We start from the raw sequence: 14,098 nt of genomic DNA on the forward strand, positions 1-14,098 counted from the left end.
GAGATAGACGATTATGCCCAAGCCCACCAAGGGTCCCCGCCTCGGAGGCGGCCCCGCACACGAGCGCCTTCTTCTCGCGAACCTCGCGGCAGCGCTCTTCACCCACAAGTCGATCAAGACGACCGAGACCAAGGCGAAGCGCCTGCGTCCGCTGGCGGAGCGCCTCATCACGCTCGGCAAGCGCGGCGACCTGCACGCCCGCCGTCGTGCGCTGACCGTGCTGCGTTCCAACAAGGACGCCGCGCACATCCTCTTCAACGAGATCGCGCCGCTCGTCGCCGAGCGTGAGGGCGGCTACACCCGCATCACCAAGGTCGGCAACCGCAAGGGCGACAACGCGCCCATGGCCGTGATCGAGCTCGTCCTCGAGCCGGTCGCGCCGAAGGCGAAGAAGGCCGCCAAGGCCGCTGCACCCAAGGCTGCCAAGCCCGAGAAGGCGCCCAAGGCCGAGAAGGCTGAGCAGGCTCCCGCCGAGGAGACCGCCGCTCCGGCAGCTCTCGTCGACGGCGGCTTCGGCGAGGACTCCGCCGCCCCGCTCGAGGACGGCTCCGCGCCCGAGGGCTTCGACATCAAGGGCAACAAGGACTCCATGAAGTTCCACCAGCCCGGTGGCCAGTGGTACGACGCGACCGTCGCAGAGGTGTGGTTCCGCACCGCTGAGGCCGCCGAGGCCGCAGGCTTCGTCGAGGCCGGCAAGTAAGCCGCAGCGCACGCTGAAAGAGCCCGTCACCTTCCGAGGTGGCGGGCTCTTTCGCATCCGGATGTCCGGTCCTGCGACGCTTCACTTCGACTCGCTTCGCTCGCTCAGTACAAGCGACCGGCTCAGCGACCCAGGGCTCGACCGTTCAGGCGCGCGCCCGCAGATCCTTGCGCAGGATCTTGCCCGAGCTCGACTTGGGGATGACGTCGATGAACTCGACCAGGCGCACCTTCTCGTGCGGCGCGACGTGCTCGGCGACGAACGCCATCACCTCCTCCGCCGTCAGCTGCGCGCCGGCCTGCGGCACCACGAACGCCTTCGGCACCTCCTGCCCGTCAGCGTCGCGCGCGCCGATCACCGCGGCATCCGCGATCTGCGGATGCTCGAGCAGCACGGCCTCGAGGACGGCGGGCGCCACCTGATACCCCTTGTACTTGATCAGCTCCTTCAAACGGTCCACGATCCGGAAGATCCCGTCGACGGTGACGGTGGCGATGTCGCCGGTGTGCAGCCAGCCATCGGCATCCAGCATGTCCGCCGTCGCATCCGGACGGTTCAGGTAGCCGACCATCACCTGCGGGCCGCGCACCCACAGCTCGCCCGGCGCGCTGGCGCCCTCGGCGGGCGGCTCGACGTCGGCGCCGGTGTCGGGATCGACCAGCCGGGCCTCGGTGTTCGGGACCAGCGGTCCGATCGAGGACTTGTCCACATCAGTGCGCTCGGCGGGGATGAGGTTCACGGCGGGGCTGGTCTCGGTCATGCCGTACCCCTGCACGACCTCGCAGTCCAGCCGGCCCGCGACGGCGGCTGCCAGTGAGCCGTCCAGCGGGGCGGCGCCCGAGAAGATCACCTTCACGCCCGACAGGTCGTACTGGTCCACGAGCGGATGCTTGGCCAGCGCCACCGCGATGGGCGGGGCGATGAACACCCAGCTGGTGCGGTGCTCGGAGACGATGCGCAGGAACTCCGTCAGGTCGAAGCGGGGCATGGTCACCAGCCCCGCGCGCTTGCGGATCGCGAAGTTCAGCAGCACGGTCATGCCGTAGATGTGGAAGAACGGCAGCACCGCCAGCACGCGATCGGTCTCGTCGACGCTCAGCATGGGCACGCACTGGGCGACGTTGGCGACCAGGTTGCGGTGCGTGAGCATCACGCCCTTCGGGCGCCCGGTGGTGCCGGAGGAGTAGGGGAGCACGGCCAGGTGCGTGGCGGGATCGAAGGAGACCTCCGGTGCGGGATGCCCTTCGCCGAGCAGGTCGCGCAGGTTCGGATGCCCGTCCGCGCCGTCCAGGACGATGAGGTGGTCGTCATCGAACCCCATCCGGGCCGCGGCCTCCTTGGCGCCCGCCAGCAGCGGGGAGACGGTGATGAGCCATTCGGCCTCGGCATCGCGCAGCTGGTTCTCGATCTCGTCGGCCGTGTAGAGCGAGTTGATGGTGGTCGCGGTCGCCCCCGCGCGCAGGATGCCGTGGAACACGGTCGCGAACGCGGGCACGTTCGGGCAGAGCACGCCGACCTTCGTGCCGACTCCGGCACCGCGGGCCGCCAGGGCGCCGGCGAACAGGTCGATCTGCGCGACGAGCTGCCGGTAGCTGGTCTCCGCCCCGGAGGAGCCGTCGACGATGGCGACGCGGTCGAGGGCGGCCTCGTCCAGGTCGCCGAACAGGTAGTCGTAGATGGAGAGGGCCGGGATCTCGACCTCGGGGTAGGCGCTGCGGAACATGTGATCTCCTTCGATCGACGCCGGGTGTCAGGCGCACCGGGCGGTGTGGGAGTCAGTCTCGCACAGACGGGGACGCGGTCCCCAGTGCTCCCGCCGGCTCGTTCGCGCGGTAGCGCGTGCCCGGCCGGCCCTTCGTGGAGTAGTCCAGCGCGCGCAGGGCCCGGCCCGTGCTGGCCAGATGCTCCAGATAGCGCCGCGCGCTCACCCGCGACATCGACAGCACCTCGCCCAGCTCGGCGGCGGAGCAGTCCGGATGCCGGGCCAGCGCGGCCGCGACTCTGCTCAGCGTCTCGGCGCTGAGCCCCTTGGGAAGGCCCGCGCGCTGCCGGAACGCGATGATGGCATCCGCGGCATCCACGCGGCGCACGACGTCGTGCAGCTCGGTGTGGTCGCGCAGCAGCAGCGTCGCCTCGACGGCCGCGTCGTCCACCCGAGCGCCGGTGCTGCGGGCGACGAGCACGCAGCTGCCGACGATCACCGGTCGCCCGGCGTCCTCCCCGTCGCGCAGCACGCCCATCAGCTCCTCGCCGAGCACCTCGGCCGCGGGCGAGCCGGTCAGCGAGTTCGCATCCGCTCCCAGCAGCCGCGCGGCCGCGTCGTTGGCGAGCGTGATCACGCCCTGCGCGTCGACGGTGATGACACCCTCGCTGAGCCCGTGCAGCGTGGTCTCCTGGTTGCGCACCAGCGCCGTGATCTCGTACGGCTCCAGCCGGTGGATGCGGCGGCGGATCACGGCCGTCACCCAGGCGGAGCCGAACATGCCCAGCACCACCGCGGCGAGCATGGCGCCGATGATCCAGGCCAGGTAGCCGGTGAACTCACCCACGCCCTCCGTCTCGAGGATGCCCACCGACACGGTGCCGATCACCTGCGAGTCGTCGGCGAAGATGGGCACCTTCACTCGCCACGATGGTCCCAGCGTTCCGGTCTGGGTGCCCATGTAGACCTTTCCCGAGAGCGGAATGGACGCATCGGTGGACACGTGCTTGCCGAGGTTCGCCGGGTTGGGGTGCGAGTAGCGGATGCCGTCGGCGTTGGCGACCACGACGTAGGTCAGGTCCGACGCGGTGCGGATGGCCTCGGCCAGCGGCTGGATGGTCGCAGACGGGTCCGCATCGTCGAAGGCCGCGCGGATCACGGGCATCGACGCGACCGACTGCGCCACCGCCAGCATCCGGTCCTCGTACGCGTCGCGCACGGTGTGCGCCTGGATCACTCCGGCGGTGGCCCCGGCGATCAGGGTGACGACCGCGACGATGAGGGCCTGCAAGAGCAGCAGCTGCACGCGCAGCGTCATCCTGCCGCCGTGCGCGTCCGCGGGCGCGTGCATCATCTTCGAGGCCACCGCTCCATTCTCCCCGCGCGTCCGGCGCCCGGGAACCGGGCGGAGCCGGCATCCGAGACCAATAGTTTCGAAACGCGACCAATGCTTTCCGAAGCGAGGGCGGGCCTGCCGCGATGCATAGCGTGTGGTCATTCCAGCGCTCGAGGAGGAGCACATGAAGAAGTCACGAAGAAGTGCCGTCGTCGCGATCGCGGCGATCGCCGCCCTCGCCCTGGCCGGATGCTCGGCCCAGAGCAGTCCAGGCGGGAAGACGGATGCCGGTGGAGACGCGGATGCGAGCTTCTCCGACGTCTCGATCATCGTCCCCGCCGATCCCGGCGGCGGATGGGACCAGACCGGCCGCACGATGGCCAAGGTGCTCACCGAGGACAAGATCGTGAAGACCGCTCCGGTGACGAACGTCGGCGGCGCCGGCGGCACGATCGGACTGGCGCAGCTGGCCACCGAGAAGGATCCCGCCACGCTCATGGTCAACGGCCTGGTGATGGTGGGGGCCATCGAGACGAACGCGTCGCAGGTGCGCCTGGAGGACACCACGCCGATCGCCCGCCTCACCGACGAGGCGCTGGTCGTGGTCGTGCCGGCCGACTCGAAGTACGAGACGCTGAAGGACCTCGTCGAGGACATCGTCGACAACGGCCAGGCCGTCACCGTCACCGGCGGCTCCGCCGGCGGTGCCGACCACATCCTCGCCGGCCTCCTGCTGGAGGCCGCGGGGCTGGACAGCGCGGAGATCCCGCAGAAGCTGAACTACACGCCCAACGCCGGCGGCGGCGAGGCCGTGTCGCTGATCCTGGGCGGCAAGGTGGATGCCGGCATCTCCGGCGTCGCCGAGTTCCAGCAGCACATCGAATCGGGCAAGATGCGCGCGCTGGCGGTCTCCGGTGCCGAGCCGGTCGCCCAGCTGCCCGACGTGCCCACCATCACCGACGCCGGCTACGACGTGGAGCTCACCAACTGGCGCGGCGTGATCGCGCCGGGTGACATCAGCGACGCGGAGCGCGCCGAGCTGGAGCGCATCGTCACCGAGATGCATGACACCGACGCCTGGAAGAAGGAGCTGGAGACCAAGGGCTGGGCGGATGCCTTCCTGACCGGCTCCGAGCTGGACACCTTCATCGAGCAGAACATCACCGACGTCACCGGCACGCTGAAGAACATCGGGCTGATCTGACATGAGCGCCCCGATCGCCGGGGCGGACGGGCGGGCCGAGACGACTCGGCCCGCCCCGCGGGTTCCCATCGGAGAGCTCGTGTTCGCCCTGCTCCTGTTCATCCTCGGCGTCCTCGCCCTGATCGGCGCCTTCACCATCCACGTCCCCGTCGGCATCCAGGTCGGGCCCAGGGTGTTCCCGATCGTCGTGTCGATCCTGCTGATCGGGTCCGCGGCCGCCGTGGTCGTCGGCGTGCTGCGCGGTGACCGCGCCGAGCTGGAGGACGGCGAGGACATCGACCCCGACGCGAGGACCGACTGGGTCACTCTCGCGAAGATCGTCGGCGCCATCGTGGTGCACCTGGTGCTGATCCGGTTCACCGGCTGGGCGCCCGCCGCCGCCGTCCTGTTCGGCATCGTCGCCTGGGCGCTCGGTGCGAAGCGGTGGTGGCTGGGATTCGTGGTCGGCCTCGTCGTCGCGCTGGCGGTGCAGATCGTCTTCGGCGGGCTGCTCGGCCTCTCGCTGCCCTGGGGTCCCGCGTTCGGCTGGCTGGGAGGGATGTTCTGATGGACAGCTGGACCCTGCTCCTGGAGGGCTTCGCGACCGCGCTGCAGCCGCAGTACCTGATGTGGGCGTTCATCGGCGTCTTCATCGGCACCGCGGTGGGCGTGCTGCCCGGCATCGGGCCCGCCATGACGGTGGCGCTGCTGCTGCCGCTGACGTACTCGCTCGATGCGACGGCGGCGATCATCACCTTCGCCGGCATCTACTACGGCGGCATGTACGGCGGATCGACCACCAGCATCCTGCTGAACACCCCCGGCGAATCCGCGTCGATCGTCACCGCCATAGAAGGCAACAAGATGGCCAAGCTGGGGCGCGGCGCGGCAGCGCTCGCCACGGCGGCCATCGGATCGTTCATCGCCGGCACCATCGCCACGGTGGGCCTCACCCTGCTCGCGCCGATCCTGGCCGACTTCGCCGTCTCGCTCGGCAACCCGGACAAGCTCGCGCTCATCGTCGTGGCGTTCATCACCGTCGGCGCGCTGATGGGCAGATCGGTCTCGCGCGGGGTGCTCTCCCTGGCGATCGGCCTGTTCATCGGTCTGGTCGGCACCGACGCGCTCTCGGGTCAGCAGCGCTACACGCTCGGCATCCCCGAGCTGGGCCAGGGCATCAGCGTGGTGCTCGTCGCGGTCGGTCTCTTCGCCGTCGGCGAGACGCTCTACGTCGCCTCGCGCATGCGCCGGGGCGGCGTCGACATCATCCCGGTCACCAAGGGGTGGCGCAGCTGGATGACCAGGGACGACTGGCGTCGTTCGTGGAAGCCGTGGCTGCGCGGCACGGCCATCGGCTTCCCGATCGGGACGATCCCCGCCGGAGGCGCCGACGTCGCGACCTTCCTCTCCTACGCGACCGAGCAGAAGCTCTCCACGCACAAGGAGCAGTTCGGCCGTGGCGCCATCGAGGGCGTCGCCGGCCCCGAGGCCGCCAACAACGCCGCGGCCGCCGGCGTGCTCGTGCCGCTGCTGACACTCGGGCTGCCGACCACCGCGACCGCGGCGATCATCCTGTTCGCGTTCCAGTCCTACGGCATCCAGCCCGGACCGCTGCTGTTCACCAACCAGCCGCAGCTGGTGTGGGCGCTGGTGGCCAGCCTGTACCTGGGCAACCTGATCCTGATCGTGCTGAATCTGCCGCTGGTGGGCATGTGGGTCAAGCTGCTGCAGATCCCGCGACCGTACCTGTACGCCGGCATCCTCATGTTCGCGGCGTTCGGCGCGTTCGCGATCAAGTTCAACATCTCCGACATCATCATTCTGGTGATCATCGGCGTTCTCGGGTACTTCATGCGCCGGTACGGGATACCCGTGGCGCCGCTGGTGGTCGGGATGATCCTGGGGCCGATGGGCGAGGCCGAGCTGCGCAAGGCGCTGCAGCTGAGCCAGGGCGACCCGATGACGCTGATCGCCAGCCCGTTCGCCGCCTGCGCGTACGCGGTGCTGGTCGTGCTGATCCTCGGGGCGCTGTGGCTGCGTCGGCGGCAGAACCGCTACGAGCGGCAGCTCACCGAGTCGATCGCCGTGCCGATCCAAGCTGATCAGGAGGTGTGAACCGCGTCCGCTGGGGGCGCCGCCGACGGCGTCATCGCCGACGGCGCGCGAGGCTCCCGGGATAGTCTGGTTCCGTGCACGAGGAACAGGCGATCACCCGGGGGCCTCGCGCGTACGTCGGCTTCGTGCTGATCGGTCTGGCAGCCGGTCTTCTCTCCGGCCTGTTCGGGGTGGGCGGGGGCACCGTCATCGTTCCCCTGCTGGTGCTGCTGCTGCGTTTCGACCAGCGTCGCGCAGCCGGTACGTCGCTGGCCGCGATCGTGCCGACGGCAGCCGTCGGAGTGATCAGCTATGCGCTGTCGGGCTCGGTCGCGTGGGTCGCCGCGCTCATCCTGGCGGCCGGGGCGGTGGCGGGAGCGCAGATCGGCTCCCGCCTGATGCCGAGGGTCTCGCAGCGCGCGCTGCGCTGGGGCTTCGTCGTGTTCCTGCTGATCGTGCTCGTCAGCCTGTTCGTGATCATCCCCTCGCGGGAATCGACGTTCGAGCTGGGCTGGGCGAACGGGATCGGGATGCTGCTGGTCGGCGTCGTCACCGGCGTGGTGGCGGGCCTGATCGGCGTCGGGGGAGGGGTGATCGTGGTCCCCGCCCTGATGATCGTGTTCGGCACCAGCGACCTGGTCGCCAAGGGCACCTCGCTGATGATGATGATCCCGACCGCGGTGTCCGGCACGATCGGCAACCTGCGGCACCGCAACGTGGAGCTGCTCGGAGCGGCGATCATCGGGGTGTCGGCGTGCACCATGACTGCGCTCGGCGCCTGGCTGGCGACACTGATCGACCCGACCACCGGCAATGTGCTGTTCGCGGCGTACATCGTGGCCATCGCCGCCCAGATGACGATCAAGGCGATCCGCACCCGCTGAGATCGCCGCACGCGCACCCCGGATAGGATCGAGGGGTGCCCGTGAACAACGAACTGGTCGGCCGGGAGTTCCCGCCGACGGCCCCCTACCTGGTCGGACGTGAGAAGGTGCGCGAGTTCGCCCGCGCGGTGTTCGCCGATGCCCCGCAGCACACCGACGTGGACGCGGCGCAGGCTGCCGGCTACGCCGACGTGGTGGCGCCGCCGACCTTCGCCATGGTCATCCAGGACCTCACGCTGCAGCAGTTGCTGGCGGAGCCGGACTCCGGCATCGTGCTGGCGCGCACCATCCACGCCGAGCAGCGCTTCGCGTATTCGCGTCCGATCGTCGCGGGCGATGAGCTGACCGCGCAGCTCTCGGTCACCGGCATCCGCACCCTCGGCGGCAATGCGATGATCACGAGCGACGCGACCATCACCGACGCCGCGGGCGCGCACGTGGTGACCGCGACCAGCGTGCTGCTGGTCGGGCAGGACCCCGAGGAGGCGAAGTGATGGCCGAGTTCACCGTGGGCGACGTGATCGCAGAGCGCACCGTGCACCTGACCCGCGAGTCGCTGGTGCGCTACGCCGGAGCGTCCGGCGACTTCAACCCGATCCACTACCGTGACGACGTCGCCGCCGCCGTGGGGCTGCCCGGCGTGCTCGCGCACGGGATGCTGACCATGGGCATCGCCTCGTCGGTCGTCGTCGCCGCCCTGCCGGCGGATGCCCGGCTGGTCGACTACGGCGTGCGCTTCACCAAGCCCGTGGTCGTCGATCCCGAGACCGGCGCCGAGGTGCACGTGCTCGCGAAGATCGGCGCCGTGGACGAGACCTCGGCGCGCATCGACCTGACCGTGAAGGCGGCCGAGACGACCGTGCTCGTCAAGGCGCAGCTGCGGGTCGCGCTCTGACATGGCGTCCCTCGAGGTCACTCCGATCCCGCTGCGGCAGCTGACGACGCTGCGCACGGGAGTCGCTCCCGAACGGATGCTGGATGCCGTGACCACGGATGACCTCGTGCAGGCGCTGCGCGAGGTCTGGGCCGACGGCGACGAGTGGTTCGTGCTGGGCGGCGGGTCGAATCTGTTCGCGGGGGACGAGCCGTTCGAGGGCGCGGTGATCCGCATCCTCACCACCGGCATCGAGGAGCTGCCGTCCCCGCATCCCGGCCGCATCCGGTTGCGCGTGCAGGCAGGCCACAGCTGGGACGCGCTGGTGGCGTATGCCGTCGAGCGCGGCTACGCCGGCATCGAGGCGATGAGCGGCATCCCCGGCACCGTCGGGGCCGCGCCGGTGCAGAACGTCGGCGCGTACGGGCAGGAGATCCAGGAGACCCTGGTCGAGGTCGAGCTGATCGACGAGGGCGCGGACGCGCCGGTCGCCGTCCCGGCCGCCGAACTGGGGCTGGGGTTCCGCACCTCGGTGCTCAAGCATCATCATGGCGGCGTGCCGCAGCGACGTGCGGTGATCAGCTCGGTCACGCTCGACCTGGCCGCCACGGGCGACGCCGGACGGGTCATCCGCGGCGAGCAGCTGCGCCGGGCGCTGGGGCTGGACGACTTCGAGCCGGTGCCGCTGGAGTGGGTGCGCTCCCGCATCCTGGCCACGCGCGCCGCGAAGGGGATGCTGCTCGACGAGCACGATCCCGACACGCACAGCGCGGGATCGTTCTTCCAGAACGCGATCGTCCCCGAGCACATCGCCCGCACTCTGCCTGCGGAGTGCCCGCGCTGGCCTGTCGAACCCGACCTGGACACCATCACGGTCATCCCGCTGGAGGAGTACTACGGACTCACTCCGCGCGCCGAGAGCCCGGAAGGGCTGGTCAAGGTCAGCTCCGCGTGGCTGATCGAGCAATCCGGTATCGGCAAGGGGTTCAAGCTGCCGCGCTCGCGTGCGTCGATCTCGACCAAGCACGCCCTCGCACTGACCAATCGCGGTGGTGCGACCGCCGCGGAGCTGAGTGAGCTGGCCCGGTTCATCCAGAGCCGTGTGCACTCGGAATTCGGACTGCTGCTGCAGCCCGAACCCGTGCTCGTGGGGGTGGAGCTGTAGGTCTGGTGATCGCGACCCATCCTGCGTAGGCTCGCCGGATGAGCGGATTGATCCCCTACCTGCTGTTCCCCGGAGACGCAGCCGAGGCGCTGCAGCAGTACGCCGCGATCTTCGGCGGCGAACTGCAGATGTTCACCTACGCGCAGGCCGGGCGCACCGACGGTCCCGAGGACGCGATCGCGCACGGGATGCTGGTGAACGGCCCGGTCGAGCTGGCGGGAGCGGATGCCGCGACCGGCGAGGACGCGGTGGCGATGAGCGGCATGTTCCTCTCCCTCCTCGGCACCGCCGACCCGGACAGGCTCGCCGGCTGGTTCGACGCGCTCGCCGCAGGCGGGGAGATCATCGACCCGCTGCAGAAGCGCCCCTGGGGTGATTCCGACGGCACGCTGGTCGACCGGCACGGGGTGCGCTGGCTGATCGGCCACCAGGGCTGAAGACACGGCACCCCCGGCACGGATGTCCATGCCAGGGGTGCAGGAAGGATCGGGGCGGCTCAGGACGCGAACAGCTTCTGCAGGCGCTGCACGCCCTCCAGCAGCTGGTCGTCGCCCAGCGCGTACGACATGCGGATGTAGCCGGAGGGGCCGAACGCCTCGCCTGGGACGACCGCGACCTCGGCCTCGTCGAGGATGAAGTCCGCGAGCTCGAGCGAGGTGGTGGGCGTCACCGTGCTGCCGTCGCGGCGGGTCCACGTGCGGTTCAGCAGGCCCTGCACGTCGGGGTACACGTAGAAGGCGCCGGTGGGGGTCGGGACGACGAGACCCTCGATCTTCGACAGCTCGGAGACGATCAGACGGCGACGGCGGTCGAAGGCCTGGCGCATCTGCTCGGCCTCGTCCTGCGGTCCGTTCAGGGCGGCGATCGCGCCGCGCTGCGCGACGTTGTTCACGTTGCTGGACAGGTGCGACTGCAGGTTGCCGGCGATCTTGATGGCATCCGCGGGTCCGACCATCCAGCCCACGCGCCAGCCCGTCATCGCGTAGGTCTTGGCCACGCCGTTGACGAGGATCGTCTGGCTCGCGATCTCGGGCAGCGCCTGCACCACCGAGGTGGCCTTCACGCCGTCGTAGGTCAGGTTCTGATAGATCTCGTCGGAGATGATCCAGATGCCGTGTTCGAGGGCCCACTCGGCGATCGCCTTCGTCTCCTCGGCGGTGTACACCGATCCGGTCGGGTTCGACGGCGAGACGAACACCAGCGCCGTGGTGCGGTCGGTGCGGGCCGCTTCGAGCTGTTCGACGGTGACCTTGTACTCCTGGTCGGCGCCGGCGAACACCTCGACGGGCGTGCCGTCGGCCAGCCGGATCGCCTCGGGGTACGTGGTCCAGTACGGAGCCGGGAGCAGCACCTCATCACCCGGGTTCACCACCGTCTGGAAAGCCTGGTACACCGACTGCTTGCCGCCGTTGGTCACGATGATCTGGCTGGGCGAGACCTCCAGCCCCGAGTCGCGCAGCGTCTTCGCGACGATCGCCTCGCGCAGCGCGGGAAGCCCCGCGGCGGGGGTGTAGCGGTAGCTCGCAGGGTCGGCGAGGGCCTCGGCCGCGGCATCCACGATGAACTGAGGCGTGGCGAAGTCGGGCTCACCGGCGGCGTAGGAGATGACGGGCTTGCCCTCCGCCTTGAGGGCCTTGGCCTTGGCATCCACTTTGAGGGTGGCGGACTCGGCGATCGCGGACAGCTTGCGGGAGAGAGTGGCACGTTCGGTCACACCTCAGATGCTACCCGGCCGTGAGCGGCTCTTCGAGGGCCCGCGGGCGGAGTAGGCGTGCTCAGCAGGAATCCGCGTAGCGACGGATCGGATGCTGCGGATCGGTGAGGTCCACGAGCACGTTCGGCGCCGTGTGCACGCCGTGCGCGCTGGCCATCAGCCAGATGCTGAAGTGCCACAGGCCGCGGTGAGTGCCGTCCAGCAGCTCCGGACCGCCCGCGACTCGGCGACCGACCTCCAGCTCAGCGTTCGACCAGGATGCCGTCCTCATCGGCGTAGAGGCGGGCGCCGGGACGGAAGGACACCCCGCCGAACTGCACGACGACGTCGGCCTCGCCTGTGCCCTGCTTGCCGCTCTTGCGCGGGGTTCGTGCCCAGGGCCTTCACGCCGAGGGGCATCTCGAGCAGCGCGACGCTGTCGCGCACGCACCCGTGGATCACCACCCCCGCCCACCCGGAGTCCACCGCACTCTGCGCGATCATGTCGCCCATCAATGCGGTCTCCAGCGAACCCGCACCGTCGACGACCATCACCGCTCCGTCTCCCGGAGCGGCGAGGATCCGCTTGAGCAGGGCGTTGTCCTGAAAGCACCGCACGGTGCGGATGGGGCCTTCGAAGCGTCGCAGGCCACCGAAGCAGCGCAGCTGCAGGGGGAGGGACTGCAGGTCTTCGCCGTGCAGGTCGTAGAGGTCGGCGGTGGCGGTCATGATGCTCCTTTGTCGGTCAGACAGCGACGCTTCGACAGGCTCAGCGACCCATCTCTGGGTCCCTGAGCCTGTCGAAGGGTCGAAGGGTCGAAGGGTCGAGGGGTTGAGCCGACAGACGGGTCAGCTGAACTGGTTCATCGTGTTGTGCTGGCCGCCGGCCTTCAGGGCCGCCTCACCGGCGAAGTACTCCTTGTGGTTGTCGCCGAGGTCGCTGCCGGCCATGTTCTGGTGCTTCACGGTGGCGATGCCCTGGCGGATCTCCCGGCGCTGCACGTCGCGGACGTAGGTCAGCATCCCCTCCTCGCCGAAGTAGCCCTTGGCCAGGTCATCGGTCGACAGCGCGGCCGTGTGGTACGTGGGAAGGGTGATCAGGTGGTGGAAGATGCCGGCTCGGGCCGACCCGTCGCGCTGGAAGGTGCGGATCTTCTCGTCGGCGATGCGGGCGAGCTCGGTGTCGTCGTAGTCGGCGCTCATCAGCTTGTCGCGGTCGTAGGCTGAGACGTCCTGACCCTGCGCGACCAGCTGGTCGTACGCCTGCTGGCGGAAGTTCAGCGTCCAGTTGAACGACGGGCTGTTGTTGTAGACCAGCTTCGCGTTCGGGACGACCTCGCGGATTCGGTCGACCATGCCGGCGATCTGCTCGACGTGCGGCTTCTCGGTCTCGATCCACAGCAGGTCGGCGCCGTTGCGCAACGCGGTGATGCAATCCAGCACGACCCGGTCCTCACCGGTCCCGGCGCGGAACTGGTAGAGGTTGCTCGCGAGGCGCTTCGGGCGCAGCATCCGCCCGTCTCTCTTGATGACGACGTCGCCGTTCCCCAGCTCGGCCTCCGAGACCTCCTCCACGTCGAGGAAGGAGTTGTACTGGTCGCCAAGGTCGCCGGGCTCGCGCGAAACCGCCAGCTTCTGGGTGAGGCCTGCCCCCAGCGAGTCGGTGCGCGCGACGATGATGCCGTTGTCGACGCCGAGCTCGAGGAAGGCGTAGCGCACCGCATTGAGCTTGGCGATGAAGTCCTCGTGCGGCACGGTGACCTTGCCGTCCTGGTGGCCGCACTGCTTCTCGTCGGACACCTGGTTCTCGATCTGGATGGCGCACGCGCCCGCCTCGATCATCTTCTTGGCCAGCAGGTAGGTGGCCTCCGGGTTGCCGAAGCCGGCGTCGATGTCGGCGATGATCGGCACGACGTGCGTCTCGAAGCCGTCGATCCGGGACTGGATGAACTCGGCGCCGGTCTCGTCGCCGGCCGCCCGCGCGGCATCCAGCTGGGTGAACAGCAGGTCGAGCTCACGGGCATCCGCCTGGCGCAGGAACGTGTACAGCTCCTGGATCAGCGCGGGCACCACGGTCTTCTCGTGCATCGACTGGTCCGGGAGCGGACCGAACTCCGAACGGAGCGCCGCGACCATCCAGCCCGACAGGTAGAGGTACCGCTTGCTCGTCGACTTCAGATGCTTCTTGATCGAGATGAGCTTCTGCTGCCCGATGAAGCCGTGCCAGACCCCGAGCGACTGGGTGTACGCCGAGGGGTCGATGTCGTACGCGGCCATGTCCGCCCTCATGATGTCGGCGGTGTACCGGGCGATCTCCAGCCCGGTGCGGAAGCGGTTCTGCGCCCGCATCCGGGCGGCCGACTCGGGGTCGATGGCGGCCCAGCCCGCGCCGTTCGCGTGCTTGAGCTCCTGGATGGCGGCGATGTCGTCCTGGTAGTCAGTCATGTCGTGTCCTTCGGTGAGGGGG

General features: G+C 69.5%; 14 protein-coding genes and 1 pseudogene. 9 read left to right on the plus strand and 6 right to left on the minus strand.

The window, feature by feature from the left end:
* Nucleotides 1-13: 13 nt before the first annotated feature.
* The gene (gene rplQ / locus Q9R19_RS12255) at nt 14-700 is read left to right on the plus strand and encodes a 50S ribosomal protein L17 (RefSeq protein WP_311256679.1); all 687 of its coding nucleotides are present in this window, start codon (nt 14-16) and stop codon (nt 698-700) included.
* A 145-nt stretch (nt 701-845) separates the two neighbouring features.
* On the opposite strand, the gene Q9R19_RS12260 is transcribed toward rplQ, so the two are convergent.
* Together Q9R19_RS12260 and Q9R19_RS12265 are read right to left on the minus strand one after the other, a co-directional pair.
* Nucleotides 846-2,423 (minus strand): AMP-binding protein, encoded by a 1,578-nt coding sequence (locus Q9R19_RS12260; RefSeq protein WP_311256680.1) that lies wholly within the window; start codon nt 2,421-2,423, stop codon nt 846-848.
* A gap of 52 nt (nt 2,424-2,475) precedes the next feature.
* Entirely contained in the window at nt 2,476-3,768 is a 1,293-nt protein-coding gene (locus Q9R19_RS12265; RefSeq protein ID WP_311256681.1) for a PAS domain-containing protein, read from the minus strand.
* 154 nt (nt 3,769-3,922) lie between these two features.
* Between Q9R19_RS12265 and Q9R19_RS12270 the strand changes: the two genes are divergently transcribed.
* From Q9R19_RS12270 to Q9R19_RS12305, 8 genes are all read left to right on the plus strand, one after another.
* Nucleotides 3,923-4,942, plus strand: a complete 1,020-nt coding sequence (locus Q9R19_RS12270; protein WP_311256682.1) for a tripartite tricarboxylate transporter substrate binding protein — start codon at nt 3,923-3,925, stop codon at nt 4,940-4,942.
* A 1-nt stretch (nt 4,943) separates the two neighbouring features.
* A complete protein-coding gene (locus tag Q9R19_RS12275) occupies nt 4,944-5,489 on the plus strand; it encodes a tripartite tricarboxylate transporter TctB family protein (protein WP_311256683.1) in 546 nt (181 codons plus the stop codon).
* Nucleotides 5,489-7,036, plus strand: coding sequence for a tripartite tricarboxylate transporter permease (locus Q9R19_RS12280; RefSeq protein ID WP_311256684.1), 1,548 nt, complete (start codon nt 5,489-5,491; stop codon nt 7,034-7,036). The genes Q9R19_RS12275 and Q9R19_RS12280 overlap by 1 nt, the downstream gene beginning before the upstream one ends.
* 74 nt (nt 7,037-7,110) lie before the next feature.
* Nucleotides 7,111-7,899, plus strand: a complete 789-nt coding sequence (locus Q9R19_RS12285) for a sulfite exporter TauE/SafE family protein (RefSeq protein ID WP_311256685.1) — start codon at nt 7,111-7,113, stop codon at nt 7,897-7,899.
* Between the two features lie 35 nt (nt 7,900-7,934).
* Nucleotides 7,935-8,393, plus strand: a complete 459-nt coding sequence (locus tag Q9R19_RS12290) for a MaoC family dehydratase N-terminal domain-containing protein (protein WP_311256686.1) — start codon at nt 7,935-7,937, stop codon at nt 8,391-8,393.
* The gene (locus Q9R19_RS12295; protein WP_311256687.1) at nt 8,393-8,794 is read left to right on the plus strand and encodes a MaoC/PaaZ C-terminal domain-containing protein; all 402 of its coding nucleotides are present in this window, start codon (nt 8,393-8,395) and stop codon (nt 8,792-8,794) included. Before Q9R19_RS12290 ends, Q9R19_RS12295 begins: the two co-directional genes overlap by 1 nt.
* A gap of 1 nt (nt 8,795) precedes the next feature.
* Nucleotides 8,796-9,938: a UDP-N-acetylmuramate dehydrogenase gene (locus tag Q9R19_RS12300; protein WP_311256688.1), complete on the plus strand. Its 1,143-nt coding sequence runs from the start codon at nt 8,796-8,798 to the stop codon at nt 9,936-9,938.
* 38 nt (nt 9,939-9,976) lie between these two features.
* The gene (locus Q9R19_RS12305; protein WP_311256689.1) at nt 9,977-10,375 is read left to right on the plus strand and encodes a VOC family protein; all 399 of its coding nucleotides are present in this window, start codon (nt 9,977-9,979) and stop codon (nt 10,373-10,375) included.
* A 59-nt stretch (nt 10,376-10,434) separates the two neighbouring features.
* Here Q9R19_RS12305 and Q9R19_RS12310 read toward each other — a convergent pair whose 3' ends face one another.
* The 4 genes and pseudogenes from Q9R19_RS12310 to Q9R19_RS12325 form a co-directional block, all read right to left on the minus strand.
* Nucleotides 10,435-11,652: a pyridoxal phosphate-dependent aminotransferase gene (locus Q9R19_RS12310; RefSeq protein WP_311256690.1), complete on the minus strand. Its 1,218-nt coding sequence runs from the start codon at nt 11,650-11,652 to the stop codon at nt 10,435-10,437.
* 61 nt (nt 11,653-11,713) lie between these two features.
* Complete coding sequence (locus Q9R19_RS12315) at nt 11,714-11,923, minus strand: hypothetical protein (protein WP_311256691.1); 210 nt, start codon at nt 11,921-11,923, stop codon at nt 11,714-11,716.
* A pseudogene (rraA, locus tag Q9R19_RS12320) lies at nt 11,895-12,360 on the minus strand (ribonuclease E activity regulator RraA). Before rraA ends, Q9R19_RS12315 begins: the two are co-directional and overlap by 29 nt.
* Before the next feature lie 120 nt (nt 12,361-12,480).
* Nucleotides 12,481-14,076 carry an isocitrate lyase gene (locus Q9R19_RS12325; RefSeq protein ID WP_311256692.1) on the minus strand — a complete coding sequence of 532 codons (1,596 nt, stop codon included), beginning with the start codon at nt 14,074-14,076 and terminating at the stop codon, nt 12,481-12,483.
* Between the last annotated feature and the right edge of the window lie 22 nt (nt 14,077-14,098).

This window comes from Microbacterium sp. ARD32, from assembly GCF_031844385.1.
Taxonomy (GTDB): Bacteria; Actinomycetota; Actinomycetes; order Actinomycetales; family Microbacteriaceae; genus Microbacterium.

Excerpts from the sequence above, each read along its gene's own strand:
- rplQ (WP_311256679.1), top strand. The coding sequence starts at position 14 with ATGCCCAAGCCCACCAAGGGTCCCCGCCTCGGAGGCGGCCCCGCACAC.
- Q9R19_RS12260 (WP_311256680.1), bottom strand. The coding sequence starts at position 2,423 with ATGTTCCGCAGCGCCTACCCCGAGGTCGAGATCCCGGCCCTCTCCATC.
- Q9R19_RS12270 (WP_311256682.1), top strand. The coding sequence starts at position 3,923 with ATGAAGAAGTCACGAAGAAGTGCCGTCGTCGCGATCGCGGCGATCGCC.
- Q9R19_RS12275 (WP_311256683.1), top strand. The coding sequence starts at position 4,944 with ATGAGCGCCCCGATCGCCGGGGCGGACGGGCGGGCCGAGACGACTCGG.
- Q9R19_RS12280 (WP_311256684.1), top strand. The coding sequence starts at position 5,489 with ATGGACAGCTGGACCCTGCTCCTGGAGGGCTTCGCGACCGCGCTGCAG.
- Q9R19_RS12295 (WP_311256687.1), top strand. The coding sequence starts at position 8,393 with ATGGCCGAGTTCACCGTGGGCGACGTGATCGCAGAGCGCACCGTGCAC.
- Q9R19_RS12300 (WP_311256688.1), top strand. The coding sequence starts at position 8,796 with ATGGCGTCCCTCGAGGTCACTCCGATCCCGCTGCGGCAGCTGACGACG.
- Q9R19_RS12305 (WP_311256689.1), top strand. The coding sequence starts at position 9,977 with ATGAGCGGATTGATCCCCTACCTGCTGTTCCCCGGAGACGCAGCCGAG.
- Q9R19_RS12315 (WP_311256691.1), bottom strand. The coding sequence starts at position 11,923 with ATGAGGACGGCATCCTGGTCGAACGCTGAGCTGGAGGTCGGTCGCCGA.
- Q9R19_RS12325 (WP_311256692.1), bottom strand. The coding sequence starts at position 14,076 with ATGACTGACTACCAGGACGACATCGCCGCCATCCAGGAGCTCAAGCAC.